A 25,350-nucleotide genomic window follows, 5' to 3' on the forward strand; every position below is an offset into this window, starting at 1 on the left:
TCGACTAAGGCCCCTAAGCGTACGCTAAGTGGAAAAGGATGTGGAGTCGCAGAGACAACCAGGAGGTTGGCTTAGAAGCAGCCATCCTTGAAAGAGTGCGTAATAGCTCACTGGTCAAGTGATTCCGCGCCGACAATGTAGCGGGGCTCAAGCGTACCGCCGAAGTCGTGTCATTCATACACATAGGGCTAACGCCTGTATGGATGGGTAGGGGAGCGTCGTGTGCCGGGTGAAGCAGCCGCGGAAGCGAGTTGTGGACGGTTCACGAGTGAGAATGCAGGCATGAGTAGCGATACACACGTGAGAAACGTGTGCGCCGATTGACTAAGGGTTCCTGGGTCAAGCTGATCTGCCCAGGGTAAGTCGGGACCTAAGGCGAGGCCGACAGGCGTAGTCGATGGACAACCGGTTGATATTCCGGTACCCGCTTTGAAACGCCCAATACTGAGCCCATTGATGCTAAGGCCGTGAAGCCGTCCTGGAGCCTTCGGGCAAAGGGAAGTGGTGGAGCCGCTGAACCAAGGTGGTAGTAGGTAAGCGATGGGGTGACGCAGGAAGGTAGTCCAGCCCGGGCGGTGGTTGTCCCGGGGTAAGGGTGTAGCCCGTTGTGTAGGTAAATCCGCACAACATTGAGGGTGAGACCTGATGCCGAGCCGATTGTGGTGAAGTGGATGATCCTATGCTGTCGAGAAAAGCCTCTAGCGAGTTTCATGGCGGCCCGTACCCTAAACCGACTCAGGTGGTCAGGTAGAGAATACCGAGGCGTTCGGGTGAACTATGGTTAAGGAACTCGGCAAAATGCCCCCGTAACTTCGGGAGAAGGGGGGCCATTCCTGGTGATGAGTCTTGCACTCTGAGCTGGGGGTGGCCGCAGAGACCAGCGAGAAGCGACTGTTTACTAAAAACACAGGTCCGTGCGAAGCCGTAAGGCGATGTATACGGACTGACGCCTGCCCGGTGCTGGAACGTTAAGGGGACCGGTTAGTGATCTTTCGGGGTTGCGAAGCTGAGAACTTAAGCGCCAGTAAACGGCGGTGGTAACTATAACCATCCTAAGGTAGCGAAATTCCTTGTCGGGTAAGTTCCGACCTGCACGAATGGCGTAACGACTTCTCGACTGTCTCAACCATAGGCCCGGTGAAATTGCACTACGAGTAAAGATGCTCGTTTCGCGCAGAAGGACGGAAAGACCCCGGGACCTTTACTACAGTTTGATATTGGTGTTCGGTTCGGCTTGTGTAGGATAGGTGGGAGACTTTGAAGCGGCCACGCCAGTGGTTGTGGAGTCGTCGTTGAAATACCACTCTGGTCGTGCTGGATGTCTAACCTCGGTCCGTGATCCGGATCAGGGACAGTGTCTGATGGGTAGTTTAACTGGGGCGGTTGCCTCCTAAAGAGTAACGGAGGCGCCCAAAGGTTCCCTCAGCCTGGTTGGCAATCAGGTGTTGAGTGTAAGTGCACAAGGGAGCTTGACTGTGAGACCGACGGGTCGAGCAGGGACGAAAGTCGGGACTAGTGATCCGGCAGTGGCTTGTGGAAGCGCTGTCGCTCAACGGATAAAAGGTACCCCGGGGATAACAGGCTGATCTTCCCCAAGAGTCCATATCGACGGGATGGTTTGGCACCTCGATGTCGGCTCGTCGCATCCTGGGGCTGGAGTCGGTCCCAAGGGTTGGGCTGTTCGCCCATTAAAGCGGTACGCGAGCTGGGTTTAGAACGTCGTGAGACAGTTCGGTCCCTATCCTCTGCGCGCGTAGGAATATTGAGAAGGGCTGTCCCTAGTACGAGAGGACCGGGACGGACGAACCTCTGGTGTGCCAGTTGTCCTGCCAAGGGCATGGCTGGTTGGCTACGTTCGGAAAGGATAACCGCTGAAAGCATCTAAGCGGGAAGCCTGCTTCGAGATGAGTATTCCCACCCCCTTTGAGGGGTTAAGGCTCCCAGTAGACGACTGGGTTGATAGGCCAGATGTGGAAGCCCGGTAACGGGTGGAGCTGACTGGTACTAATAGGCCGAGGGCTTGTCCTCAGTTGCTCGCGTCCACTGTGTTAGTTCTGAAATAACGAACGACCGTGAAGTCACCCGGTTTCGTTAATTTCATAGTGTTTCGGTGGTCATTGCGTTAGGGAAACGCCCGGTTACATTCCGAACCCGGAAGCTAAGCCTTTCAGCGCCGATGGTACTGCAGGGGGGACCCTGTGGGAGAGTAGGACGCCGCCGAACAATTTTTAGCCTCAGCCCTGGACCGTTATGGTCCGGGGCTGAGGCATTACTGCGTTCACGGGCAGTTTTCATATCCAGGACGGCATCTGACCACTGACCCCTGTGACTTGGCCGGCCGCCGCTGAGGGTAAGGTCAGGGAGCATCGTTCGTACGTTCCTCACAGGAGGCCCCCGGGTGGAGGTCCAGGAGACCCGTGTTCAGACGGACCGGGTACTCACCATCCCCAACATCCTCAGCATGGCCCGCCTCGTCGGTGTGCCCGTTTTCCTGTGGCTGATCCTCCGCCCCGAGTTCGGCGGGCCGAAGAGTGATGGCTGGGCATTGCTGGTGCTCATGCTCAGCGGTGTGAGCGATTATCTTGACGGCAAGCTGGCCCGCCGCTGGAACCAGATCAGCAAGCTGGGACGGCTGCTCGACCCTGCCGCGGACCGTCTCTTCATTCTCTCCACCCTGGTCGGTCTGACCTGGCGGGAGATCCTGCCGATTTGGTTGACCGCGGCACTATTGGCCCGTGAGCTGATGCTTCTGGTCATGGTGGGAATCCTGCGCAAGCACGGCTATCCCCCGCCCCAGGTGAACTTTCTGGGCAAGGCAGCTACCTTCAACTTGATGTACGCGTTCCCGTTGCTCCTGCTCAGCGACGGTAGTGGCTGGCTGAGCACCCTGGCGTCGATTCTCGGATGGGCGTTCGCAGGGTGGGGTACAACGCTCTACTGGTGGGCAGGAATCCTGTATGTGGTACAAGTCCGCCGGCTTGTGAAGGCGGATGTAGCAGCCGATTGAGCTCGTCGATGCGCACCGCGCAACGTGGCCGGATTGCGTATGACGCCCGAGTGTCCTCACCGGACGGGTGAAGTCGGCTGGACTGTCGACATCTCAAGGAGGGCGCTTCCGACATGAAGGCCGTCGTGATGGCTGGTGGCGAAGGAACACGTCTTCGCCCTATGACCTCAAGTATGCCCAAGCCGCTCCTACCGGTGGTCAACCGACCGATCATGGAACATGTGCTGCGGCTGTTGAAGCGGCACGGGCTCAGTGAAACCGTCGTCACCGTGCAGTTCCTCGCGTCCCTCGTCAAGAATTACTTCGGCGACGGTGAAGAGCTCGACATGGAGCTCACATACGCGAATGAGGAGAAGCCGCTCGGCACCGCAGGAAGTGTCAAGAACGCGGAAGAGGCGCTCAAGGACGATACCTTTCTGGTGATCTCAGGGGATGCGCTCACCGACTTCGACCTGACAGATCTGATTAATTTCCATAAAGAGAAGGGTGCACTCGTCACGGTGTGCCTGACCCGGGTGCCGAATCCGCTGGAGTTCGGCATCACCATCGTGGACGAGGAAGGAAAGGTCGAGCGCTTCCTGGAGAAGCCGACCTGGGGCCAGGTCTTCTCGGACACCGTGAACACCGGCATCTATGTGATGGAACCCGAGGTCTTCGACTACGTCGAGGCAGACGTCTCGGTCGACTGGTCCGGCGATGTCTTCCCCCAGCTCATGAAGGAGGGGAAGCGGGTCTACGGCTATATCGCTGAGGGCTACTGGGAGGACGTCGGGACTCACGAGAGCTATGTGAAGGCCCAGGCCGACGTCCTCGAAGGCAAAGTCGACGTGGACATCGACGGCTTCGAGATCTCTCCCGGTGTATGGATGTCCGAAGGCGCCGAGGTGCATCCCGACGCCGTACTCCGGGGCCCGCTCTACATCGGCGACTACGCCAAAGTGGAAGAGGGCGTGGAGATACGGGAGCACACCGTCGTCGGCTCCAATGTGGTCGTCAAGACCGGCGCCTTCCTGCACAGGGCTGTCATCCACGACAACGTGTATATCGGCCAGCAGTCCAACCTGCGTGGCTGCGTGATCGGGAAGAACACCGACATCATGCGGGCGGCCCGCATCGAGGACGGCGCCGTCATCGGTGATGAGTGCCTCGTCGGTGAGGAATCCATCATCCAGGGCAATGTGCGGGTCTATCCGTTCAAGACCATTGAGGCCGGTGCGTTCGTCAACACCTCGGTGATCTGGGAGTCCCGGGGCCAGGCGCATCTTTTCGGCGCTCGCGGAGTCTCCGGAATCCTGAATGTCGAAATCACCCCGGAGCTCGCCGTACGGCTGGCCGGTGCGTACGCCACCACGCTCAAGAAGGGCTCCACGGTCACCACCGCACGTGACCACTCGCGTGGTGCGCGTGCCCTCAAACGGGCAGTGATCTCCGCCCTCCAGGCCAGTGCCATCGATGTACGGGACCTGGAGAACGCGCCGCTGCCGGTGGCCAGACAGCAGACCGCCCGCGGCAGTGCGGGCGGCATCATGATCCGGACCTCGCCCGGTGTGCCCGACTCCGTGGACATCATGTTCTTCGACGAGAGCGGGGCAGACCTCTCGCAGGGCAGGCAGCGCAAGCTGGACCGGGTGTACGCGCGCCAGGAGTACCGCCGTGCCTTCCCCGGTGAGATCGGCGACCTGCACTTCCCGGCGAGCGTCTTCGACTCGTACACCGGCTCCCTGCTCCGCAACGTGGACACCACTGGGATCGCCGACGCCGGGCTCAAGGTCGTGGTCGACGCGTCCAACGGCAGCGCCGGACTCGTCCTGCCCAGCCTCCTCGGACGGCTCGGTGTCGATGCGCTCGTCATCAACCCGGGGCTCGACGAGTCGAGGCCCACGGAGACCGCGGACACCCGCCGTGCCGGGCTCGTCAGGCTCGGCGAGATCGTGGCCTCGGCGCGGGCCGCGTTCGGAGTGCGGTTCGACCCCGTGGGCGAGCGGGTCTCCCTCGTGGACGAGCGCGGCCGGATCATCGAGGACGACCGCGCTCTGCTGGTGATGCTGGATCTGATCGCGGCCGAGCGGCGCAGCGGGCGCGTGGCGCTGCCGGTCACGACCACGAGGATCGCCGAGCAGGTCGCGGCGTACCACGGGACCCAGGTGGAGTGGACGACGACCTCGCCCGACGACCTGACCCGGGTCGGCCGCGAGGACTCCACCATCTTCGGCGGTGACGGGCGCGGCGGATTCATCATCCCCGAGTCCAGCAGCGTCTTCGACGGCACTGCGGCCTTCGTCCGGCTGATCGGCCTGGTCTCCCGTACACAGTTGACGCTCAGTCAGATCGACGACCGGATTCCGCGCGCCCATGTGCTCCGTCGTGACCTGGCGACGCCCTGGGCCGTCAAGGGCCTGGTCATGCGCCGGGTGGTGGAGGCGGCCGCCGACCGGTCCGTGGACACCACGGACGGGGTCCGGGTGGTCGAAACCGACGGCCGCTGGGTGATGGTGCTGCCGGCCCCGGCCGAAGCCGTCACTCATCTGTGGGCGGAAGGACCGGACGACGCGTCCGCGCAGGCGTTGCTCGACGAGTGGTCGTCGATCGTGGACGGCGCGGGTCAGTGAGGTCGTAGCGGTGTACCGGACGGCATGAGCCCGGGCCGTCCGGTACAGCGACGGGGCCATTGGGAGCCTGCGGCTGCGACGTGCGACGATGTGCGGCATGCCGAAGCAGCCCCCCGTTCGGAGCGCAGCCTCCCCGCCGCCGCGCCCCGATGCGTCGATGTCGCTGCTCAACAACGTGATGGACCACAGCCTCGACGACGGCTACGCCGAGGCGACCGCCCGGCGGCGGGCCGAGGGCAGTGCCGGGATGCCGCGTTCACTGCGGGCCAAGCTCGGTCTTGCCGCGGGTCTGGTGCTTGCCGCAGTCGTGGTCACCGTGGGCGCCGCGCAGGCCAGAGTGACGGCGCCCGTGGTCGCGAAGGAGCGCCAGGAGCTCATCGACCGTATCGACTCGGAGACTTCGTCCGCCGACGCGAAACAGAAGAAGGTCGACGGGCTGCGCGATTCGGTGGGTGAGCAGCAGCGCAAGGCGCTCCAGAAGCACGGGGGCGACCAGGGTGGGCTCGTGGCGCTGCTGTCCGGTGCGACAGCGGTGCACGGTCCCGGCGTGAAGCTGGTCATCGACGATGCCAAGGACAGTTCGCAGAGCGACGGCGGAGGCCCGCGGGAGAGCCCCGGGTTCTCCGACACGGGACGGGTACGCGACCGTGACATGCAGCAGTTCGTCAACGCCCTCTGGCAGTCGGGCGCCGAGGCGATCGCCATCAACGGACAGCGCCTGACCGCCCTGTCGGCGATCCGCGCCGCCGGTGACGCCATACTGGTCGACAACAGGCCGCTGGTACCGCCGTACACGGTGCTGGCGGTGGGGGACGGGAAGCACTTGCTCAGCGAATTCGATGACAGTGTCGGTGGGCAGTACCTGAAGGTCCTGAAGGACAGCTATTCCATCCGCACCAGCAGTTCCGACCAGGCCGACGTGCGCCTTCCTGCGGCCGCGAGCCTGATCGTACGTACAGCAAAGCCGAAGGCCGCCGGCACCGACCAAGGCGCGGCCGACACAGGGAAGGGCACATCGTGATCGCCGTACTGGGCCTCGTCGTGGGAGTCGTGGTCGGACTGTTGGTCCGGCCCGAAGTGCCGGCGATGGTCGAGCCCTACCTCCCCATCGCCGTCGTGGCAGCCCTCGACGCGGTCTTCGGCGGTCTGCGGGCCATGCTCGACGGAATCTTCGTGGACAAGGTCTTCGTCGTGTCCTTCCTGTCCAACGTCGTGGTGGCCGCGCTGATTGTGTTCCTCGGCGACAAGCTGGGCGTCGGCGCACAGTTGTCCACCGGCGTTGTCGTCGTGTTCGGCATCCGCATCTTCTCGAACGCCGCGGCCATTCGCAGGCATGTGTTCCGGGCGTGAGGCCGATGGGTGACGAGCCGATGAACAACGATGAGAACCCGCCCGATCCGCGGGACCCGGACAGTCCGCAGAGCCCGCAGGAGCCACCGCGCGATACCGGCGGCAGGCCCGGGCGCTTCCCCGGCGCGCTGCCCGATGAGAAGCCCGCGCGGACACCGCCTGGAGATGTCACGGGGGCGACGCCCGCGGCGCAGCCGAGGCAGGCAGGCCGGCAGCGGCTGATCGCCGCCCTGTGGCCGCCCCGGGTCACCAGGGCACAACTCATCGTCGCCCTGCTGCTGTTCGTACTGGGTCTGGGACTCGCCATTCAGGTCCGCTCCAACAGCGACAACAGCCCGCTGCGCGGCGCACGCCAGGAGGACCTGGTGCGGATCCTCGACGAGCTCGACAACCGCACCCAGCGCCTGGACGACGAGAAGCAGCGTCTGCAGAGCCAGCGCAGCGAGTTGGAGAGCAGTTCGGACCAGGCCGAGGAGGCGCGCAAGCAGACGAACGAGAAAGCGCGTCAGCTCGGCATCCTGGCCGGGACGGTGGCCGCCCAGGGCCCGGGCATCACCCTGCTCGTCAACGACCCGCATAAAACGGTCCAGGCGGACATGCTGCTCGACACGGTCCAGGAGTTGCGGGCGGCCGGCGCCGAGGCGATCCAGGTCAACGGTGTCCGGGTCGTGGGGGACACCTACTTCTCCGACGCGGGCGGCGGGATCCAGGTGGACACGGAGAAGATCAGTGCGCCGTACACCTTCAAGGTCATCGGGAAACCGGCCGACTTGGAGCCCGCGCTGAATATTCCGGGCGGAGTGGTGCAGACTCTGGAGAAGGAGCAGGCCACAGCCACTGTGACGCCTGCACAGAAGATCGTTGTGGACGCCTTGCGACCGGCGAAGCGGCCTGACTACGCTCGGTCCTCCTCGCAGTGAGGCGGGGGCGTGTGAGGGCCGCGGGACAAGGGCATGAGGTTGCGGGGGGTCGGCGCACGGATAGCGGGGTGCGTGGTGGAAACTGTCTGGGGGGTACGGACGTTGTAAGGATGTCCGGTTCGGCAGGTGTGTTCATTGAGAGTTCGTCCTGCCCCACGGGCGGGTCTGTTTCGGTCAAGGGGAATCGCCCGTGAAGTTGTTTGGGAAGTTGTTCGGCAAGAGTGCACGTGAGGACAGCGCGCGGCACCGCGCCCCACACCATGTGGAGGGCGAGGACCAGGGCGGCGACCGCCCGCTGTTCCGGGACGAGGTGGGTCGGCCGGGTGGTGACATTTCGGGTGATCAGGGTGCGTCGTCTGTTGACCCTGCGGGCCAGGGCCGCATAGGTTTTGGTGAAGCATCAACCTCAAGTACGGGTCGAGGGTTGCCCTCCGATCCGTACGCAACCAACGCCCACGCAGGGCAGTCGCGGCAGGAGGGTGCATCCATGCCGGTTTGCACGAGGTGCGGCCACCGCAATGCCGAGGACAGTCGGTTCTGCTCCAACTGTGGAGCGCCGTTGCGCGCCGGGGTGCCCGAGCGGCCCTCGGAGACCACTTCGACGATCTCCATCTCCGGGCTCGAGGCGTACGAGGCGGAGGTGACAGGGCAGACCGCTTCGCCCTCGCTCTCCCCCGAGGCCCAGGCGGCGGTCGACGCCCTGCCCCTCGGCTCGGCGCTCCTGGTGGTCCGCCGTGGTCCGAATTCGGGCAGCCGCTTTCTGCTGGACGGCGATCTGACCACGGCCGGACGCCATCCGCAGAGCGACATCTTCCTCGACGACGTCACGGTGTCGAGGCGGCATGTGGAGTTCCGCAGGGGCGCCGACGGCGGTTTCACCGTCTCGGACGTCGGCAGCCTGAACGGCACGTACGTCAACCGTGAGCGCATCGACGCCGTCGTGCTCGCCAACGGTGACGAGGTGCAGATCGGCAAGTACCGGCTGGTCTTCTACGCGAGCCAGCGGGGCGTGTGACCCGTCAGGGAAGGCCCATGCGGCAATCATCGACGGGCGGTGCCGGCGACGGCACCGCCACCGAGGACGACCGGCTGGTCAGTATCGGCACGGTCCTGAACCTGCTCCGGGAAGAGTTTCCCGAAGTCACGATCTCCAAGATCCGCTTTCTGGAGGCCGAAGGGCTCGTCGAGCCGCAGCGCACGTCGTCCGGGTACCGGAAGTTCGGTACCGCGGACGTCGAGCGGCTGGCTCAGGTCCTGCGGATGCAGCGCGACCACTATCTGCCGCTGAAGGTCATCCGGGACCACCTCGACGCACTGGGCCGGGGCGAGCAGATCCAGCTCCCCGCGCCCGGTGCCGTCCGTGAGCCCGCGGACGGAGCGCCGGACGGCGGCGCAGGCGTGCCCACGGCGTCCCGGGTGGGCCGGGAGGAGCTGCTCGCGGCCGCCGGGATCAGTGCGGACGACCTCGCGGAGTGGGAGTCGTACGGGCTGCTGTCGCCGCTCCCGGAGGGCGGATACGACGCGGAGGCCGTGAATGTGGCCGGGCTCGTCGCGGACCTGGGCCGATTCGGTCTGGAACCGCGGCATCTGCGTGCCATGAAAGCGGCCGCCGACCGTGAGTCCGGGCTGATCGAGCAGGTCGTCGCCCCCCTTCGGCTGAACCGCAATCCGCAGACCAGAGCGGATGCGGACAACACCACGAAGGACCTGGCAGCACTGACCGTGCGGCTTCACGCGGCGCTCGTGCAGACCTCCCTCAGGGTCCGGTTGTACTGATCACGGGGGTGCCCGACTACCCAAACCTGCCGGGCACGTCCTAGGGTTGCTGTGTGAACGAGCTCGACGTTGTGGGTGTCCGGGTGGAAATGCCCTCCAACCAGCCGATCGTGCTCCTGCGTGAAGTGGGAGGCGACCGGTATCTCCCTATCTGGATCGGCCCTGGTGAGGCGACCGCGATCGCCTTCGCCCAGCAGGGCATGGCTCCAGCAAGGCCGCTGACCCATGACCTCTTCAAGGATGTCCTCGAAGCGGTCGGCCAGGAGCTCACGGAAGTGCGCATCACCGACCTGCGGGACGGGGTCTTCTTCGCGGAGCTGGTCTTCGCGAGCGGGGTCGAGGTGAGTGCGAGGCCCTCCGACGCCATAGCGCTCGCCCTGCGCACCGGGACGCCGATCTACGGCAGTGACGGGGTGCTCGACGATGCGGGAATCGCGATTCCTGACGAGCAGGAGGACGAGGTGGAGAAGTTCCGCGAGTTCCTCGACCAGATTTCTCCGGAGGACTTCGGGACCAACAGCCAGTGACGCTCCGCTCGGGTCGTCAGCGCATCCGGCAAGCCTTTCCCCGGAGAGGGGCACGCGAAACCACTCCTAGGGTGATTATCACTCGGCGTGCCGAGTGTGGCGATCGTTGACGCACCTCAAGTGACTGCCTACCGTCGAGTGGGCAGTTCAAGGACGGAGGTCGGCGTGAGAAGCACCGGCGAAGATGTGGCAGGGGAACTCCCCGGACTGGGTCCGGGGGACGGAGTGCCGTATCCGCTTCACGGCTCAGCGGCCGAATCGACGACCGACACCGTCGGCTACCGGGGGCCGACCGCCTGCGCGGCGGCCGGCATCACCTACCGGCAGCTCGACTACTGGGCGCGTACGGGACTGGTCGAGCCGAGCGTGCGGCCCGCCCAGGGGTCGGGCACCCAGCGTCTCTACAGCTTCCGGGACGTGGTCGTCCTCAAGATCGTGAAGCGGTTCCTGGACACCGGTGTGGCCCTCCAGAACATCCGGACGGCGGTCCACCACCTCAGAGACCGCGGGGCCGGCGACCTCGACCGTATGACGCTGATGAGCGACGGCGCGACGGTGTACGAGTGCACCTCGCCCGACGAGGTGGTCGGCCTGCTGCAGGGCGGCCAGGGGATCTTCGGGATCGCCGTCGGGGTCGTGTGGCGGGACGTGGAGAGCGCCCTCTCCCAGCTGCACGGCGAGCGGGTCGACACCGGCGAGACCCTCATCGGCCACAACCCGGCCGACGAGCTGGCCAGGCGCCGCAACCGCGCCGTCTGACGGGCCTCCGCGCTGCGGGGGCCCGATTGTCAGTGCCGTGAGGCAGCATCGGTGGTGTGAGAGCCGTACCGACCATCCTGCATCTGGACATGGATGCCTTCTTCGCCGCCGCGGAACAGGCGGCGAAGCCGAGCCTGCGCGGGAAGCCGGTGGTGGTCGGCGGGCTGGGGCCGCGCGGAGTGGTGTCGACGGCGTCGTACGAGGCACGGCGGTTCGGGGTGCATTCGGCGATGCCGATGGCGCAGGCCCGCCGGCTCTGTCCGAACGCCGCCTATCTGGTGCCGCGCTTCGCGCTCTACCGCGAGGTGAGCGGCCAGGTCATGGAACTGCTCGGGCGGCTCTCGCCCCTGGTCGAGCCGCTGAGCCTGGACGAGGCCTTCGTGGACCTGGAGGCGGGCGGAGTCGCAGACGGCAGACGGTCGGCCCGGCGGGCCGGTGAGCAGCTGCGCAGGGACATCCTGGCGGTCACGGGGCTCAGCGGGTCGGTGGGTCTGGCCGGCTCCAAGATGCTCGCGAAGATCGGCTCGGAGCGGGCCAAGCCGGACGGCCTGGTCCTGATAGAGCCGGGCACCGAGCGCGAGCTGCTCGCGCCCCTCTCCGTACGGATCCTGCCGGGAGTGGGCCCGGCGACCGGTGAGCATCTGCGCAGGGCCGGGATGACCACCGTGTCCCATCTGGCCGGGGCCGGTGAGGACGAGCTCGTCCGGCTGCTGGGCAAGGCGCACGGCGCCTCGCTGTACCGGATGGCGCTCGGCCAGGACGACCGGCCCGTGGTGTCCGAGCGGGACACCAAGTCGGTCTCGGTGGAGGACACCTTCGACGTGGACCTGCACGACCGGGCGCGGGTGCGGGCGGAGGTGGTGCGGCTGGCCGGACGGTGCGTGGAGCGGCTGCGGGACGCGGGGCGGTCCGGGCGGACGGTGGTGCTGAAGGTCCGGCGGTACGACTTCTCGACGCTGACCCGTTCCGAGACGCTCCGGGGGCCCACGGACGACCCCGAGGTCGTGCGCGAGGCCGCGGGGCGGCTGCTGGAGGCCGTGGACACCACGGGCGGCGTGAGGCTGCTCGGGGTGGGCGTCACCGGCCTCGCGGACTTCACCCAGGAGGATCTTTTCGCGCAGGCGGCCACGGAGCGGGCGGCCGTGCTGGAGCTCGCGGCGGAAGAGGCGGCACCCGGTCCCGCGGCGCCGCCGGAGCCGGCCGCGGACGAGCCGCCGTCCGGCACGGGGCGCCGCTGGCTCGCCGGGCACGATGTGCGCCATGACGAGTACGGCGCGGGGTGGGTGCAGGGCAGTGGCGTGGGCCGGGTGACGGTGCGGTTCGAGGATCCGTACGCGACCGCGCCCGGCCGGGTGCGGACCTTCAGGGTCGACGATCCCGCGCTGAAGCCGTCGGATCCGCTGCCGCTGGTCCGGTCTGCCCCGGACGGGCCGGGTGAACCGGACGGGCGAGGTGAACCGGACGGCTCAGGCAGACCGGCGGGGCCGGACGGGACGGCCCCGGGGGAGGAGGCGGACACCGGTGAGGGGCCGCCAGGGCGTTCCGGGGAAGCAGTGACTGCCGGGGCTGGGCCGGAGGGTCAGGTGCGTTCCTCTTCGCCCGCGAGCCGGCCGAAGTCCCGGTCGGGAGGCGGCGGCGTGGGGGCCGAGATACCGAGCCCGTAGTGGTGGTAGAGCTGCAGCTCCTGCTCGGGAGAGAGATGGCGGCCGACTCCGAAGCCCGGTGCTTCCTTGATCAGGTCGCGGTCGAAGGGCACTTGCAGGGTTTCCCTGACCAGTTCGCTCGGCTTCAGCGGGACGAACGCGTCCCGGCTGAACAGTCCGGTGCGTACCGCGGCCCACTCGGGCACTCCGGTGGCGTCGTCGAGGTAGACCTCGTCAACCGTGCCTATCTTGAGGCCATTGCGGTCGAACGCCTTGCGGCCTATCAGGCTGCGCGGATCTATGTCGGTCTGCACGGTCCCTCCAACTGATCGCAACGGATCACGATGTCTCCCGCCCCCTGCGAAGGTCTCCCCCTCAGGGAAGTCCAGATCCGGGGCATCGGCCACTCGAACACCGTGCGAAGTGGCTCGCTGGTAGGCTGGCCAGTGGCTGCTGACCCCGCGCGGGAGAGCCCTTCGGACGCGTTGTCCGGGGGCGCCGAAGGAGCAAATCCTCCCCGGAATCTCTCAGGCACACGTACCGCGCGGACGAGGTCACTCTGGAAAGCAGGGCGGGCGTCGGGCGGGCACGCCCGGATCCTTACCTCACCGACGGTGAAAGCGGGCGCGTCGAGCGGCGGGCCGGTGAAACTCTCAGGTTGAGATGACAGAGGGGGAGGCCGTCCGGGTACCCGTGCCGTGGTACCCCTCGCAGGTCGTAACGACCAGGAGGCCTCCGCCATGACTGCTCACCGCATTCCGCTCTCCCAGCTGGAGCGTGGCATCCCCTTCGAACAGCGCCACATCGGGCCCGATGCGGGGGATCAGGCCAAGATGCTTGCCCACGTCGGTTACGGATCGCTCTCGGAGCTCACATCGGCCGCCGTACCCGAGGTGATCAAGAGCGCCGAGGCGCTGAACCTCCCGGACGCGCGCACCGAGGCCGAGGTCCTCGCCGAGCTGCGTCTCCTCGCCGACCGCAACCAGGTCCTCGCCCCGATGATCGGGCTCGGCTACTACGGCACGTTCACACCGCCGGTCATCCTGCGCAACGTCATGGAGAACCCCGCCTGGTACACGGCGTACACGCCCTACCAGCCGGAGATCTCCCAGGGGCGCCTGGAGGCGCTGCTGAACTTCCAGACCGTTGTCGCCGATCTGACGGGCCTGCCCACCTCGGGCGCCTCGCTGCTGGACGAGGGCACCGCGGCAGCCGAGGCGATGTCCCTCGCGCGCCGCGTCGGCAAGGTCAAGAACGGTGTCTTCCTGGTCGACGCCGACGCGCTTCCGCAGACCGTCGCGGTGATCCAGACGCGCGCCGAGCCGGCCGGTGTCGAGGTCGTCGTCGCCGATCTCAGCGACGGCATTCCGGCCGATGTGGCCGAGCGCGGTGTGTTCGGCGTACTGCTCCAGTACCCGGGCGCCTCCGGCCGGGTCCTGGACATCGCGCCCGTCATCGAGCAGGCGCACGAGCTGGGTGCCGTCGTCACCGTCGCCGCCGATCTGCTGGCACTGACGCTGCTCACCTCGCCCGGAGAGCTGGGTGCTGACATCGCGGTCGGTACGACCCAGCGGTTCGGCGTCCCGATGGGCTTCGGCGGTCCGCACGCCGGGTTCATGGCCGTACGTGAGAAGTTCGCGCGCAGCCTGCCGGGGCGGCTCGTCGGCGTCTCCGTCGACGCGGACGGCAACAAGGCGTACCGGCTGGCCCTCCAGACCCGTGAGCAGCACATCCGCCGCGAGAAGGCCACCAGCAACATCTGCACCGCGCAGGTGCTCCTTGCCGTGATGGCCGGGATGTACGCGGTCTACCACGGCCCGGACGGCCTGCGCGAGATCGCCCTGCGCACCCACCGGTACGCGGCGATCCTCGCCGAGGGGCTGCGCGCCGCGGGCGTCGACGTCGTGCACGGCGACTACTTCGACACCCTCACCGTACGGACCGGGGGGAGGGCCGCCGAGGTCGCCGCCGCCGCCCGCGAGGGCGGGGTCAACCTGCACCAGGTCGACGCGGACCTGATCTCCGTCTCCTGCGACGAGACCACCACACGCACCCAGCTGGCCGCCGTCTGGGCCGCCTTCGGCGCCGAAGGCGACATCGAGGCGCTCGACGAGCGGACCGCCGACGCACTGCCCGCGGGGCTGCTGCGCGAGGACACCGTCCTCACCCACCCCGTCTTCCACCAGCACCGTTCCGAGACGGCGATGCTGCGCTACCTGCGCAAGCTCGCCGACCGCGACTACGCGCTGGACCGCGGCATGATCCCGCTCGGCTCCTGCACCATGAAGCTCAACGCCACCACCGAGATGGAGCCGGTCACCTGGCCCGAGTTCGGTGCGATCCACCCCTTCGCCCCGGTCGAGCAGGCCGAGGGCTATCTGACGCTCATCCGCGAGCTGGAGGAGCGGCTCGCCGAGGTCACCGGATACGACAAGGTCTCGCTCCAGCCCAACGCGGGCTCGCAGGGCGAGCTGGCCGGTCTGCTGGCCGTGCGCGCCTACCACCGGGCCAACGGCGACACCGCCCGCACCGTGTGCCTCATCCCGTCCTCGGCGCACGGCACCAACGCCGCCAGCGCCGTGATGGCCGGCATGAAGGTCGTCGTCGTGAAGACCCGCGAGGACGGCGACGTCGACGTCGAGGACCTGAACGCCAAGATCGCGCAGTACCGCGACGAGCTGTCCGTACTGATGGTCACCTACCCGTCGACCCACGGTGTCTTCGAGGAGCACATCACCGACATCTGCGCGGCCGTGCACGAAGCGGGCGGCCAGGTGTACGTCGACGGCGCCAACCTGAACGCGCTCGTCGGACTGGCCAAGCCCGGCAAGTTCGGCTCGGACGTCTCGCACCTCAACCTGCACAAGACCTTCTGCATCCCGCACGGCGGCGGCGGCCCCGGTGTCGGCCCGGTCGGCGTACGGGCCCACCTGGCGCCGTACCTTCCCAACCACCCGCTCCAGCCGGCCGCCGGCCCCGCGACGGGCGTCGGTCCGGTATCGGCCGCCCCGTGGGGCTCGGCCGGCATCCTGCCGATCTCCTGGGCGTACGTACGTCTCATGGGTGGTGAGGGGCTCAAGCGGGCGACGCAGGTGGCCGTGCTGGCCGCCAACTACATCGCCAAGCGCCTCGAACCGCACTACCCGGTGCTGTACACCGGCCCCGAGGGGCTGGTCGCGCACGAGTGCATCGTCGATCTGCGGCCGCTGTCGAAGGCGACGGGTGTGAGCGTCGACGACATCGCCAAGCGCCTCATCGACTACGGCTTCCACGCGCCGACGATGTCGTTCCCGGTGGCCGGAACGCTGATGATCGAGCCCACCGAGAGCGAGAACCTGGCGGAGCTCGACCGGTTCTGCGACACGATGATCGCGATCCGGGCCGAGATCGAGAAGGTCGCGTCGGGCGAGTGGGCGGCGGACGACAACCCGCTGTGCAACGCCCCGCACACCGCGGCAGCGCTGGGCGGTGAGTGGACCCACGCGTACACCCGCGAGGAGGCCGTCTTCCCGGCCGGCGTCTCGCCCGCCGACAAGTACTGGCCGCCGGTGCGCCGGATCGACGGGGCCTTCGGCGACCGCAACCTCGTCTGCTCCTGCCCGCCGCTGGACGCGTACGACAACTGACGGACATGCGGGAGGGCCGGTTCGGGGATGTCACCCGGGCCGGCCCTTCGTCGTCTGTGCCACTTCTGTTCCTCGGTACTGAGCAGGGTCAGGCGGCGGTCGCCAGTCCCGAACCCAGTGGGCGGTGCGGCGCGATGATCCGGCCGTCGGGCAGCAGTTCACCGGTGTCCTCGAAGATGAGAACGCCGTTGCACAGCAGACTCCAGCCCTGCTCCGGGTGGTGCGCCACGAGGAGCGCGGCCTCCCGGTCGGCAGAGGTGGCTGACGGGCAGGTTGGCTGGTGCTGGCACATGGATGCGTTCTTTCGCTGCGTTGTAGTGAGTGTCCTGCGGCTCGATGCGGATTTCATGGCCGCCCCCCGATCAGTCGGTGATCCCAGTGTTGCCCTACGGGCGTCAATCCGCAGGGATTTCACGGCAGCACTTGCTACAGCATAGGGACGCATCACCCGTGCGGACGGTTCAGCTCAACTTGACTGCCTGTCCGGGTGGTTCGGAGGTGGCCCGACCGGGCTAGACCGGATGGGCAGAAAGAGCGCCGCGCCCCGTGACCTGTCGGTGGTCACGGGGCGCGCGGTGGTGGCCGGCAGCCGTCAGGCGGGGGAGCCCAGCAGCTTGGGTGACAGCCTCATCGTCATCACCGGCAGCAGCTCCGACACCCGGTGCGGCCGGTGCGCGGCGATGCCGGGCGGTGCGGGTGCGAGGGGTACGAGCAGGTCCGTGGGGGCCGGCATGGTGCCGGAGACCGAGGCGTCGGCGGTGGTGTCGCCGTGCAGCCACAACGTCAGCATGTAGAGCTCCGGTACGGACAGCAGCCTGGGCTGGAACGGTGTGTCCATCGCCTCGGCCCGGCGCAGCGCGCTCCCGGTGGCGGTGGCGTAGGGGCCCTCGAAGAAGTGCGAGAAGGTCCAGCCGTCGGCGGTGAGCTTGGTGTCCGCTGCGGCCACGGCGTGATCGCCGCTGCGGATCAGGAACCGCCAGCCGGTGAGCCGGGTACGTGGGGTCCCGCCGCTCGGCATGATCTGGTCCAGTACGTAGACGGGAAGGGGCAGTTCGGGGGTGAGCGGCCCCGGGGCCGAGCGGAGAGCCGGGGTTCGGGCCTCGCGTACGGCAGTGGGGGAGCCGAGTGCCGCGAGGACGCTGCGCAGGGCCGGCGCGGGAGCCGGAGGGACATACAGCGGCATGATGTGGTCGCCTCTCACTTCGGAGACACGTTGATGCGTGGGCTGTGCGGACAGCACTGTCAGCAGGCAGGGGCAGAGGGGGGCCGTGGGGCGTGGAGGGGTACCGCACTCTCCGGGGGCCGGGGCGCCAACTCTCTGCCTCGTCTGCGGAGTTTATACGACACGTGTTCACGCGGGGTTTCAACTAGCTGACGTGGATATTGCAAACAAGTTGCTATTCGGTCTTTATTCTGCGGAGATTATCCCGATTTAACGTACGTGCGCTCCGGTGGCCTCACGGTTCTCCATGTGAGTGGTCGGCCGAAAACCGTTGGTCGTTCTCACTGGGTCCACCGGGCCGCAGCGGCTTGGAAATTGCTGCAGGCATCATGCGCTGCGAATGTGCCACACGTTATCTTCTCGTCACCATACTCGTTCCGGACGGACTCCGGGCGGGGAGTTACGGATCACCGGGTGTGGGCATTATCGACCGTGACCCGGGCGGCCGCCACGGCCGCACACGTGTGGAGGGGGTGCAGCGATGGGGGAGAAGCTGGAGGCGGGCGGTGTCGATCCGTCGGGCCGGCAGCAGTACCGGAGAAAGCTGCAGCAGTGTCTGGAGGTGCTGGAGCGACTATTGGAGGAGAAGAGGTTCGACCGTCCGAGGAATCTCATGGGGATGGAGATCGAACTCAATCTCGCGGGCGCCGACGGGATGCCCCGGATGTTGAATGCGGAGGTTCTCGACCGGATCGCGAGCCGCGATTTCCAGATGGAACTCGGGATGTTCAATCTCGAAGTGAATATTATCCCGCACCGGTTGGGCGGCCGTGTCTTCGACCAGCTGGCCGAGGAGCTCCGCACCGGTCTCGCGTACGCGCACAGAAAAGCAGCCGAAGTCGACGCGGGGATCGTGATGATCGGAATCCTGCCGACGCTCGATCCGCAGGATCTTGTCTCCGCGAACCTCTCGTCGGCCGACCGCTACACCCTCCTCAACGATCAGATGTGTGCGGCCCGCGGTGAGGACTTCGACCTGGACATATCCGGTGTCGAGCGGCTGACCTGCAGCTCCTCGTCGATCGCGCCCGAAGCGGCCTGTACATCGGTGCAGTTGCACCTCCAGGTCACCCCGGCGCGCTTCGCCGATGTGTGGAACGCGGCGCAGGCAGTCGCCGCCGTGCAGGTCGCGCTGGGCGCCAACTCGCCCTTCCTGTTCGGCAAGGAGCTGTGGCGGGAGTCGCGGCCGCCGCTCTTCCTCCAGGCGACCGATGTGCGCCCGCCGGAACTCCGGGCCCAGGGGGTGCGGCCGCGTACCTGGTTCGGCGAGCGCTGGATCGACTCGGCGTACGACCTCTTCGAGGAGAACCTCCGGTACTTCCCGCCGCTGCTGCCGCTGTGCGACGACGAGGACCCGCTGCGGGTGCTCGACGACGGCGGGGTGCCGGGCCTCCAGGAACTCGTCCTGCACAACGGGACGGTCTACCGCTGGAACCGCCCGGTCTACGACGTGGCCGACGGCGTACCGCATCTGCGGGTCGAGAACAGGGTGCTGCCCGCCGGGCCCACCGTCATGGACGTGATGGCCAACGCGGCCTTCTACTACGGGCTGGTGAGGGCGCTCGCCGACGACCCCCGCCCGGTGTGGCGGCGGCTGCCCTTCGAGGCCGCCGCACGCAACTTCGACGCGGCCTGCCGGTACGGAATCGACGCCGAACTGGAGTGGCCCCGGCCCGGGCGCTCCGGCGGTGTCACGGCGGTGCCCGCGGTACGGCTCGTCATGGACGAGCTGCTGCCGCTGGCCGCCGCGGGGCTCGACGCGTGGGGGATCGAGGCCGCGGACCGCGACCGCTGCCTCGGTGTCATCGAGGAGCGGTGCAGGCGCCGGACGAACGGTGCCTCCTGGCAGGCGGAGACGTTCCACCGGGCGCTGGAGGCGGGGCTCGGGCGGCGCGAGGCACTGGCGCTCACCACCCGGCGGTACGCCGAGCTGATGGCGGGCGGCGAACCGGTGCACTCCTGGCCGGAGGGCATTCCGGCGACGGTGACGGCTTGCGGCGGGTGAACGCGTGTACCGGGATCGGCGACTCGCGTACCTGGGGTCGGCGCCGCGCGTCCCCGGTCAGTGCCCGCCGACCGCCATGACCGCTTTCAGCAGGACCGAGTTGATCTGAGAGGGGGTCGCTCACCCGGTACCCCGCGCCGCCGGTGGCCCTGGCGACCTGCTCGACCTCGGTCCTGTCCGTGTCGGGGCCCACCGCGATCATGATCAGTGGCACGGGGCGCCCGGGGTCGGTGAGTTCCTGGAGCTTGGCGATGAGGGCGCTGCGGGAGATGCCGTGGTCGTCCTCGTTGACGCCGTCGGTGAGTATCACCACCGCGTTGAACTTCCCGCGGGCGTAGGTCTTCCGGTCGTCCTGCCCGACGCGTCCACGACGGTGGTCAGCCGGGTGCTCTGGACCGTGATGGTCCACATGCCGAGCGTCTCGTCGAGGACGTCTTCGGACGGTGGCTCCGGGGAGGCGTCGGCGTACGGCTGCGGGGTGTGCCCGCCCGCCGCCGCCACGCGGCCCGGCGTCGCGGGACGGTCCGGGAGCCTGAAGCCCTGCCGGTCCAGCTCGGTGCGGCTGACACCCTCGCCGAGATAGGTCATGAACCGCATCGCGGCCCGGCTCTGATCGGTGGTCAGCTCAGCCTCGTCGACCAGCGTGTACGTCTTCTCCGGCCAGCCCAGCGCCTCGGCGGCCGATGGCACCATGGCCAGGGTGACCGGGGACTCCGCGATGCTGGACGCGGAGGTGAGGGGGACGTTCGACGCCGCCGTGCACCGGAACGGGGCCGGGTTGCCGGTGCCGTGAGGTCATCGGGCAAGCTGTGACGTCCCATGGGGTGGTGCTCCTCCCCTGAAGGTGAACAAGGAAAAGGGGGAGCGCGCCATCGAATTGACGCCCGTCCCCCGGCCTGTCGTGCGCGATCTTCGTACCTGTATTCGAGACCCTAGTGGCACGGTGGTGGGGATGAGGCGCGATTGGCCAACTGGAGGCAGGTGTGCAGGCGGAGGGCGAGCGCGTGGCTGATTTTGTTCCCACAGAGGGGACGTCGCAGCGGTTCTTGCGGTCCGAGACGGTGCTGGTACTCGCACTCTCTCTCGGCGCGAGCGGCGTTTCGGCGCTGATCAGCTTTATCGGGGCACTGACGAAACCAGGAGGGCTCAAGCACCAGGCCGCCAATCTCAACGGGTCGTTCGCACCGGGGCGGCCATGGCTCGATCTCGCCTGGCAGCTCTTCGGCATCGCGACGGCCCTGGTGCCGGTCGCGCTGGTGGTGCATCTGCTGCTGCGCGAGGGGTCGGGGCTGCGCGCGATCGGCTTCGACCGGACGCGGCCCCGGGCCGACCTCGGCCGCGGGGTGCTGATCGCGGCGGGGATCGGCAGTGTGGGCCTCGCCTTCTATCTGGGCGCGCGGGCCACTGGGTTCAACCTGACCGTGGTGCCGGAGTCGCTGCCCGATGTGTGGTGGAAGATCCCGGTGCTGATCCTCTCGGCGGTGCAGAACGCCGTACTGGAGGAAGTCATCGTCGTCGGGTATCTGCTGCGCAGACTGGGGCAGTTCGGGTGGACCCCGATGGCCGCTCTGGCGGCGAGCGCGGTGCTGCGCGGTTCGTACCACCTCTACCAGGGGGTCGGCGGGTTCCTCGGAAATGTGGCGATGGGTGTGGTGTTCGTGCTGCTCTACCGGCGGTGGGGGCGGGTCGGGCCGCTGGTCGTCGCGCACTCGCTGCTCGACATCGGGGCGTTCGTCGGATACGCGCTGCTCGCCGGGAAGGTGGGGTGGCTGCCCACCGGGTGAGAGGCCGCCGCGATGCGGTGAAGGGGGCGTACGGGACTGCCGTAGGCCCCCTTCGTCGTTTCCGCTTTCGCGGTTTCCCGTGGTCCTCCCTGTCCTCCTGTACTCCCTGTCTCCGGCCTTCTCAGACGTGCAGTTCGCCGTCGATGACGGTGACCGCGCTGCCGGTGAGCAGCGTCCGGTCGCCGCGCAGGGACGTCCGTACGAGACCGGAGCGGGCCGAGGCCTGGAGGCCGGTCAGGTCGTCGCGGCCCAGCCGGGCCGACCAGAACGGGGCCAGTGCGGTGTGGGCGCTGCCGGTCACCGGGTCCTCGTCGATGCCGACGTTGGGGAAGAAGCAGCGCGACACGTAGTCGTAGCCGAGTGAGGGGTCGTCCGCCTCGGCGGTCGCGATGATGCCCCGCCGGGAGTGGGCCTTCAGTGCGGCGGAGTCGGGCGACAGCGAGCGGACCGTCTGCTCGTCGGCGACCTCGACGAGCAGGTCCCCGATGTGCGGCCCGGTGTCCCGTACCCCGGTGATCCGGGCGCCCAGTGCCTCGCTGAGGCCGGCCGGGACGGCTTCATCGGTGAGCGGTGATGTGGGGAAGTCGAGCGTGACGTTGCCGTTCTCGTGGGCCGTCGCGGTGAGCAGTCCGCAGCGGGCCGCGAAGCGGACGGTGCCCGTCGCCGCGCCCGTCGTGTGCAGGACGTGGGCGGTGGCCAGGGTGGCGTGGCCGCACATGTCGACCTCGGTGGCCGGGGTGAACCAGCGCAGCGCCCAGTCGGCCTCGCCGCCGGCGGGCAGCGGGTGGGCGAAGGCCGTCTCGGAGAGGTTCACCTCCGCCGCCACGCTCTGGAGCCAGCCGTCGTCCGGAAAGGAGTCGAGGAGCAGCACCCCGGCCGGGTTGCCGGCGAAGGGGCGGTCCGTGAAGGCGTCGACGATTCGTATGCGCATGGGACAGACCGTAGGCGCGGGGCAACACCGCAGGCCAAGGCCACTTGCGGGGACGTGGCCTGGAAAAGATTGCCAAACGAACAGTACCGATATATCGTTGACGCATCGCGACAGATCAACGATGTAAGGAAGTGAGTGCGATGCGTCCCCATGGACACACACACGGACAAGGACACGGCGGCCCCGGCCATCACGGCGGGGGCGACTTCGAGGGGCGCCGCGGCGCATTCGGGCCGTTCGGTCCGCCCTTCGGCGGCCCGTTCGGCGGGCGCGGCGGCAGGGGCGGACCCCGGGGGAGGGCGCGTCGCGGCGACGTACGCGCGTCGATCCTGGCGCTGCTCAAGGACCGGCCGATGCACGGCTACGAAATGATCCAGGAGATCGGCGAGCGCAGCGGCGGGGCCTGGAGCCCCAGCCCTGGCTCCGTCTACCCGACACTCCAGCTGCTCGAGGACGAGGGTCTGATCGCCAGCGAGAGCGAGGGCGGCAAGAAGCTGTTCACGCTCACCGAGCCGGGGCGCACGGCCGCCGACGAGGGGCCGGACGCTCCTTGGGAGGGTGCCGGGCGCGGCGGTGACTGGGAGACGGTGAACGAGATCCGGCAGGCCGGCTTCGGTCTGATGGAAGCGTTCGGCCAGGTCTTCAGGACCGGTACGCCGGAGCAGCGGAAGAAGGCGATGGCCGTGATCAGCGAATCCCGGAAGAAGCTCTATCTGATTCTGGCCGATGAGGACTGAGAACGTTCCAGCGGCCGAAGCGGCGCCCCCACGGATATCCGTGGGGGCGCCGCTGTCGTACGGGTCAGGTCACCAGGCCGGCGAGTTTGCGCAGTGACTCCTGGAGTGCGGCGGTCGCCGAGTCCTTGAGCTTGCCGGCCATCAGTGACACGGCGGCCCCCGTGAACTCGCCTTCGATGCGGACCACGGTGGCGTCGCCGTCCGGGGTGAGCGAGTAGCGCATCGCGAGGCTGACGCCCATCGGTCCCTTGCCGCGGGTGACCAGCAGGGCCCCGGGTGCCAGCTCCTCGACCGTCCAGTTCACCTCCGCGGGGAAGCCCATGAGCTTCATGTTCTCCTCGAAAGTGGCCCCCACGGCGAGGTTGGCCGGGCCGCCCTTCGGGAAACTGGTGTGTGTCGCGTTCCACTCGCCGTACGCGCTGAAGTCGGTCAGCTGGGACCAGACCTTCTCGGCCGGTGCTTCGATCCGAGCCTCGGCGCTGACTTCGGCCATGCGACCACCCCTTCTCGTCGGGTTGTGATGTCGCGGAACGTAGCTCCTGGACCCGGAACATTCAATACTGATGAACCGTCAGGTCTTCGCGGGTCCGGCCGCCGGTGAACGTGGCGTGGTGGCGCCGTGGCGGCCCGGTGCCCGGATGCAGGGGGCGCGTGTCCGTTTCGCGCGCGATCGCCGTCTCATCCGTAAGGAGGAGAGTCCGGGCAGGCGTGCCCAACTTCCGTCGGAGGGGTAAATGCTCCCCGGCGGGGATGTTCCGGACGCAGCCGGCTGATGAGCTGGGAGATGTGCATAGCCCTACCCGGCCGGACGACCAGCCAGCCCCGTCCCGAGCCGACATCGAAGCCAGGCTCACCGTGGAACTGGCGACGGTCGTGGCGGGCGCACGCCGGCGCGCGCTGCGTGACGGTGACCGGCAGATCGACACGGCCCATCTGCTGCACTCGGTGATCGAGACCGACCCCGAGGTGCGGGCCGCCTTCGAGGGTGGCCCCCAGGTGGCCAGGGTGCTCGGCTATCTCGTGCAGCGCAGCATCGGTTACGGGCTGCGCTGGCAGGGATCGGTCGAGGATTCGGGGGCCGTTCCGGTGGTGGCCGAGCCCGGGGTGGCCGGCTGGTCGCCCGCCGCTGTCGCGGCCATGGAGGGAGCCCTGGAGCGAGCGGGGAAGGACGGGGACCGGCGGGCGAGCGGGCTCGACCTGCTGGCCGCGCTCGCCCGCGACCGCGAGTGCCGCGCCGTGGAGGTGCTCGGCCGCGCGGGGGTGGACGCGGAACTCCTCGCCGGGCGCCTGGAGGACGGCACCCGTCAGTCCCGTCGATGGTGATGCCCCTGACAACACCTGTCATGATGTGCCGATGCGTGCGTCTCAGGGAAAGAGCGTCGGCCTGGGACTCGCCCTGGTGTCGGCCTTCGCGTTCGGTGGATCGGGTGTCGCGGCCAAGCCGCTGATCGAGGCGGGCCTCGACCCGCTGCAGGTGGTCTGGCTCCGGGTGGCCGGGGCCGCCCTGGTGATGCTGCCCGTCGCCTGGCGCCACTGCGACCTCGTACGGCGCAGGCCCGCGCTGCTTCTCGGCTTCGGACTGTTCGCCGTCGCGGGCGTCCAGGCCTGCTACTTCGCGGCCCTCTCCCGTATCCCCGTCGGGGTCGCCCTGCTGGTCGAGTATCTGGCGCCCGCGCTCGTCCTGGGCTGGGTCCGGTTCGTGCAGCGCCGGCCGGTGACGCGCGCCGCCGTCCTCGGGGTGGTGCTCGCGGCCGGAGGGCTCGCCTGTGTGGTCGAGGTCTGGTCCGGGCTGAGCTTCGACGCCGTCGGGCTGCTGCTCGCGCTGGGCGCCGCCTGCTGCCAGGTCGGATACTTCGTCCTGTCGGACCACGGCGGCGACGGCGCCGACCGGGCCGACCCGCTGGGCGTCATCGCGTACGGACTCCTCGTCGGTACCGCCCTGCTGACGGTGATCGCACGCCCGTGGCGGATGGACTGGTCGCTGCTCGCGGGGGCGGCGGACATGAACGGGACGCGGGTGCCCGCCTGGCTGCTGCTCGGCTGGATCGTGCTGATCGCCACCGTCGTCGCGTATGTCTTCGGAGTGGTCTCGGTCCGCAGTCTCTCCCCGCAGGTGGCCGGGGTGGTCGCCTGTCTCGAAGCGGTCATCGCGACCGTGCTCGCCTGGGTGCTGCTGGGGGAGCATCTCTCGGCGCCGCAGATCGCGGGCGGGGCGGTGGTGCTGCTCGGCGCCTTCGTCGCCCAGTCCTCGGCGCCGAAGCCCCCTTCGGGGCCGGTGGCGGGCGCGACGCCCGGCGTGGGGGCCGAGCTGCCCGCCGCAGGCCGGGGCGCGAACTGACGCCGGGGCGCGAACCGGTGGCGGGGTGAACCTCGCCTGACGCGGTGTCGGCGCCGTCCGTTAGGGTTCGGCCATGCATCTCACCGTACTGCCGCCCCCCGCCGCATAGCGCGGGC

Annotated in this window: 21 protein-coding genes, 2 rRNA genes, 1 pseudogene and 1 riboswitch (1 of these 25 running past the window's edge); of the genes and pseudogenes, 18 read left to right on the forward strand and 6 right to left on the reverse strand. The window is 68.1% G+C overall.

Annotated elements, in window-relative coordinates; all coding sequences use genetic code 11:
• From OG210_RS28460 to OG210_RS28515, 12 genes are all read left to right on the forward strand, one after another.
• Positions 1-2,028: ribosomal RNA gene (locus OG210_RS28460) — 23S ribosomal RNA — on the forward strand; it begins 1,097 nt to the left of the window's first position.
• Between the two features lie 78 nt (positions 2,029-2,106).
• Positions 2,107-2,223 (forward strand): 5S ribosomal RNA (gene rrf / locus OG210_RS28465).
• A 175-nt stretch (positions 2,224-2,398) separates the two neighbouring features.
• Positions 2,399-3,007: a CDP-alcohol phosphatidyltransferase family protein gene (locus OG210_RS28470; protein ID WP_328324423.1), complete on the forward strand. Its 609-nt coding sequence runs from the start codon at positions 2,399-2,401 to the stop codon at positions 3,005-3,007.
• 113 nt (positions 3,008-3,120) lie between these two features.
• The gene (locus OG210_RS28475) at positions 3,121-5,616 is read left to right on the forward strand and encodes a mannose-1-phosphate guanyltransferase (protein WP_328324421.1); all 2,496 of its coding nucleotides are present in this window, start codon (positions 3,121-3,123) and stop codon (positions 5,614-5,616) included.
• A 97-nt stretch (positions 5,617-5,713) separates the two neighbouring features.
• On the forward strand, positions 5,714-6,637 hold the full coding sequence (locus OG210_RS28480; RefSeq protein ID WP_328324419.1) for a DUF881 domain-containing protein: 924 nt from the start codon (positions 5,714-5,716) through the stop codon (positions 6,635-6,637).
• Positions 6,634-6,966 (forward strand): small basic family protein, encoded by a 333-nt coding sequence (locus OG210_RS28485; RefSeq protein WP_164266945.1) that lies wholly within the window; start codon positions 6,634-6,636, stop codon positions 6,964-6,966. Before OG210_RS28480 ends, OG210_RS28485 begins: the two co-directional genes overlap by 4 nt.
• A gap of 20 nt (positions 6,967-6,986) precedes the next feature.
• The gene (locus OG210_RS28490) at positions 6,987-7,886 is read left to right on the forward strand and encodes a DUF881 domain-containing protein (RefSeq protein WP_328324417.1); all 900 of its coding nucleotides are present in this window, start codon (positions 6,987-6,989) and stop codon (positions 7,884-7,886) included.
• Between the two features lie 148 nt (positions 7,887-8,034).
• Complete coding sequence (locus OG210_RS28495; protein WP_371540520.1) at positions 8,035-8,901, forward strand: FHA domain-containing protein; 867 nt, start codon at positions 8,035-8,037, stop codon at positions 8,899-8,901.
• Positions 8,902-8,918: 17 nt separating this feature from the next.
• On the forward strand, positions 8,919-9,662 hold the full coding sequence (locus OG210_RS28500) for a MerR family transcriptional regulator (protein ID WP_371539351.1): 744 nt from the start codon (positions 8,919-8,921) through the stop codon (positions 9,660-9,662).
• A gap of 53 nt (positions 9,663-9,715) precedes the next feature.
• Positions 9,716-10,189 carry a bifunctional nuclease family protein gene (locus OG210_RS28505; protein WP_164266948.1) on the forward strand — a complete coding sequence of 158 codons (474 nt, stop codon included), beginning with the start codon at positions 9,716-9,718 and terminating at the stop codon, positions 10,187-10,189.
• Between the two features lie 186 nt (positions 10,190-10,375).
• Positions 10,376-10,948, forward strand: coding sequence for a MerR family transcriptional regulator (locus OG210_RS28510; RefSeq protein WP_371540523.1), 573 nt, complete (start codon positions 10,376-10,378; stop codon positions 10,946-10,948).
• A gap of 56 nt (positions 10,949-11,004) precedes the next feature.
• The gene (locus OG210_RS28515; RefSeq protein WP_328324413.1) at positions 11,005-12,612 is read left to right on the forward strand and encodes a DNA polymerase IV; all 1,608 of its coding nucleotides are present in this window, start codon (positions 11,005-11,007) and stop codon (positions 12,610-12,612) included.
• Here the strand turns inward: OG210_RS28515 and OG210_RS28520 are convergent.
• Positions 12,528-12,905: a PRC-barrel domain-containing protein gene (locus OG210_RS28520; protein WP_328324411.1), complete on the reverse strand. Its 378-nt coding sequence runs from the start codon at positions 12,903-12,905 to the stop codon at positions 12,528-12,530. The genes OG210_RS28515 and OG210_RS28520 overlap by 85 nt on opposite strands.
• A 140-nt stretch (positions 12,906-13,045) precedes the next feature.
• Positions 13,046-13,144: riboswitch (glycine riboswitch) on the forward strand.
• A 187-nt stretch (positions 13,145-13,331) separates the two neighbouring features.
• Here OG210_RS28520 and gcvP point away from each other — a divergent pair.
• Positions 13,332-16,217, forward strand: coding sequence for an aminomethyl-transferring glycine dehydrogenase (gene gcvP / locus OG210_RS28525; RefSeq protein WP_328324409.1), 2,886 nt, complete (start codon positions 13,332-13,334; stop codon positions 16,215-16,217).
• Between the two features lie 88 nt (positions 16,218-16,305).
• On the opposite strand, the gene OG210_RS28530 is transcribed toward gcvP, so the two are convergent.
• Positions 16,306-16,509 (reverse strand): DUF5999 family protein, encoded by a 204-nt coding sequence (locus OG210_RS28530; protein WP_328324407.1) that lies wholly within the window; start codon positions 16,507-16,509, stop codon positions 16,306-16,308.
• A 300-nt stretch (positions 16,510-16,809) separates the two neighbouring features.
• Positions 16,810-17,400, reverse strand: a complete 591-nt coding sequence (locus OG210_RS28535) for a hypothetical protein (RefSeq protein ID WP_328324405.1) — start codon at positions 17,398-17,400, stop codon at positions 16,810-16,812.
• Positions 17,401-17,920: 520 nt separating this feature from the next.
• Between OG210_RS28535 and OG210_RS28540 the strand changes: the two genes are divergently transcribed.
• Complete coding sequence (locus OG210_RS28540; protein ID WP_328324403.1) at positions 17,921-19,444, forward strand: glutamate--cysteine ligase; 1,524 nt, start codon at positions 17,921-17,923, stop codon at positions 19,442-19,444.
• A gap of 57 nt (positions 19,445-19,501) precedes the next feature.
• Here OG210_RS28540 and OG210_RS28545 read toward each other — a convergent pair.
• Positions 19,502-20,092: pseudogene (locus tag OG210_RS28545) on the reverse strand (hypothetical protein); the annotation flags it as partial.
• Between the two features lie 356 nt (positions 20,093-20,448).
• Between OG210_RS28545 and OG210_RS28550 the strand changes: the two are divergent.
• Positions 20,449-21,228 (forward strand): type II CAAX endopeptidase family protein, encoded by a 780-nt coding sequence (locus tag OG210_RS28550; protein WP_328324401.1) that lies wholly within the window; start codon positions 20,449-20,451, stop codon positions 21,226-21,228.
• 121 nt (positions 21,229-21,349) lie between these two features.
• Here OG210_RS28550 and OG210_RS28555 read toward each other — a convergent pair whose 3' ends face one another.
• Positions 21,350-22,159 carry a PhzF family phenazine biosynthesis protein gene (locus tag OG210_RS28555; protein ID WP_328324399.1) on the reverse strand — a complete coding sequence of 270 codons (810 nt, stop codon included), beginning with the start codon at positions 22,157-22,159 and terminating at the stop codon, positions 21,350-21,352.
• A 140-nt stretch (positions 22,160-22,299) separates the two neighbouring features.
• Between OG210_RS28555 and OG210_RS28560 the strand changes: the two genes are divergently transcribed.
• Positions 22,300-22,896 carry a PadR family transcriptional regulator gene (locus OG210_RS28560; RefSeq protein WP_328324397.1) on the forward strand — a complete coding sequence of 199 codons (597 nt, stop codon included), beginning with the start codon at positions 22,300-22,302 and terminating at the stop codon, positions 22,894-22,896.
• 64 nt (positions 22,897-22,960) lie between these two features.
• On the opposite strand, the gene OG210_RS28565 is transcribed toward OG210_RS28560, so the two are convergent.
• The gene (locus OG210_RS28565) at positions 22,961-23,389 is read right to left on the reverse strand and encodes an SRPBCC family protein (RefSeq protein WP_328324395.1); all 429 of its coding nucleotides are present in this window, start codon (positions 23,387-23,389) and stop codon (positions 22,961-22,963) included.
• A gap of 257 nt (positions 23,390-23,646) precedes the next feature.
• Between OG210_RS28565 and OG210_RS28570 the strand changes: the two genes are divergently transcribed.
• Positions 23,647-24,219 carry a Clp protease N-terminal domain-containing protein gene (locus OG210_RS28570; RefSeq protein ID WP_328324393.1) on the forward strand — a complete coding sequence of 191 codons (573 nt, stop codon included), beginning with the start codon at positions 23,647-23,649 and terminating at the stop codon, positions 24,217-24,219.
• Positions 24,220-24,250: 31 nt separating this feature from the next.
• Positions 24,251-25,234 (forward strand): EamA family transporter, encoded by a 984-nt coding sequence (locus OG210_RS28575; RefSeq protein ID WP_328324391.1) that lies wholly within the window; start codon positions 24,251-24,253, stop codon positions 25,232-25,234.
• Positions 25,235-25,350 lie beyond the last annotated feature (116 nt).

Source organism: Streptomyces sp. NBC_00466, from assembly GCF_041433995.1.
Lineage (GTDB): Bacteria > Actinomycetota > Actinomycetes > Streptomycetales > Streptomycetaceae > Streptomyces.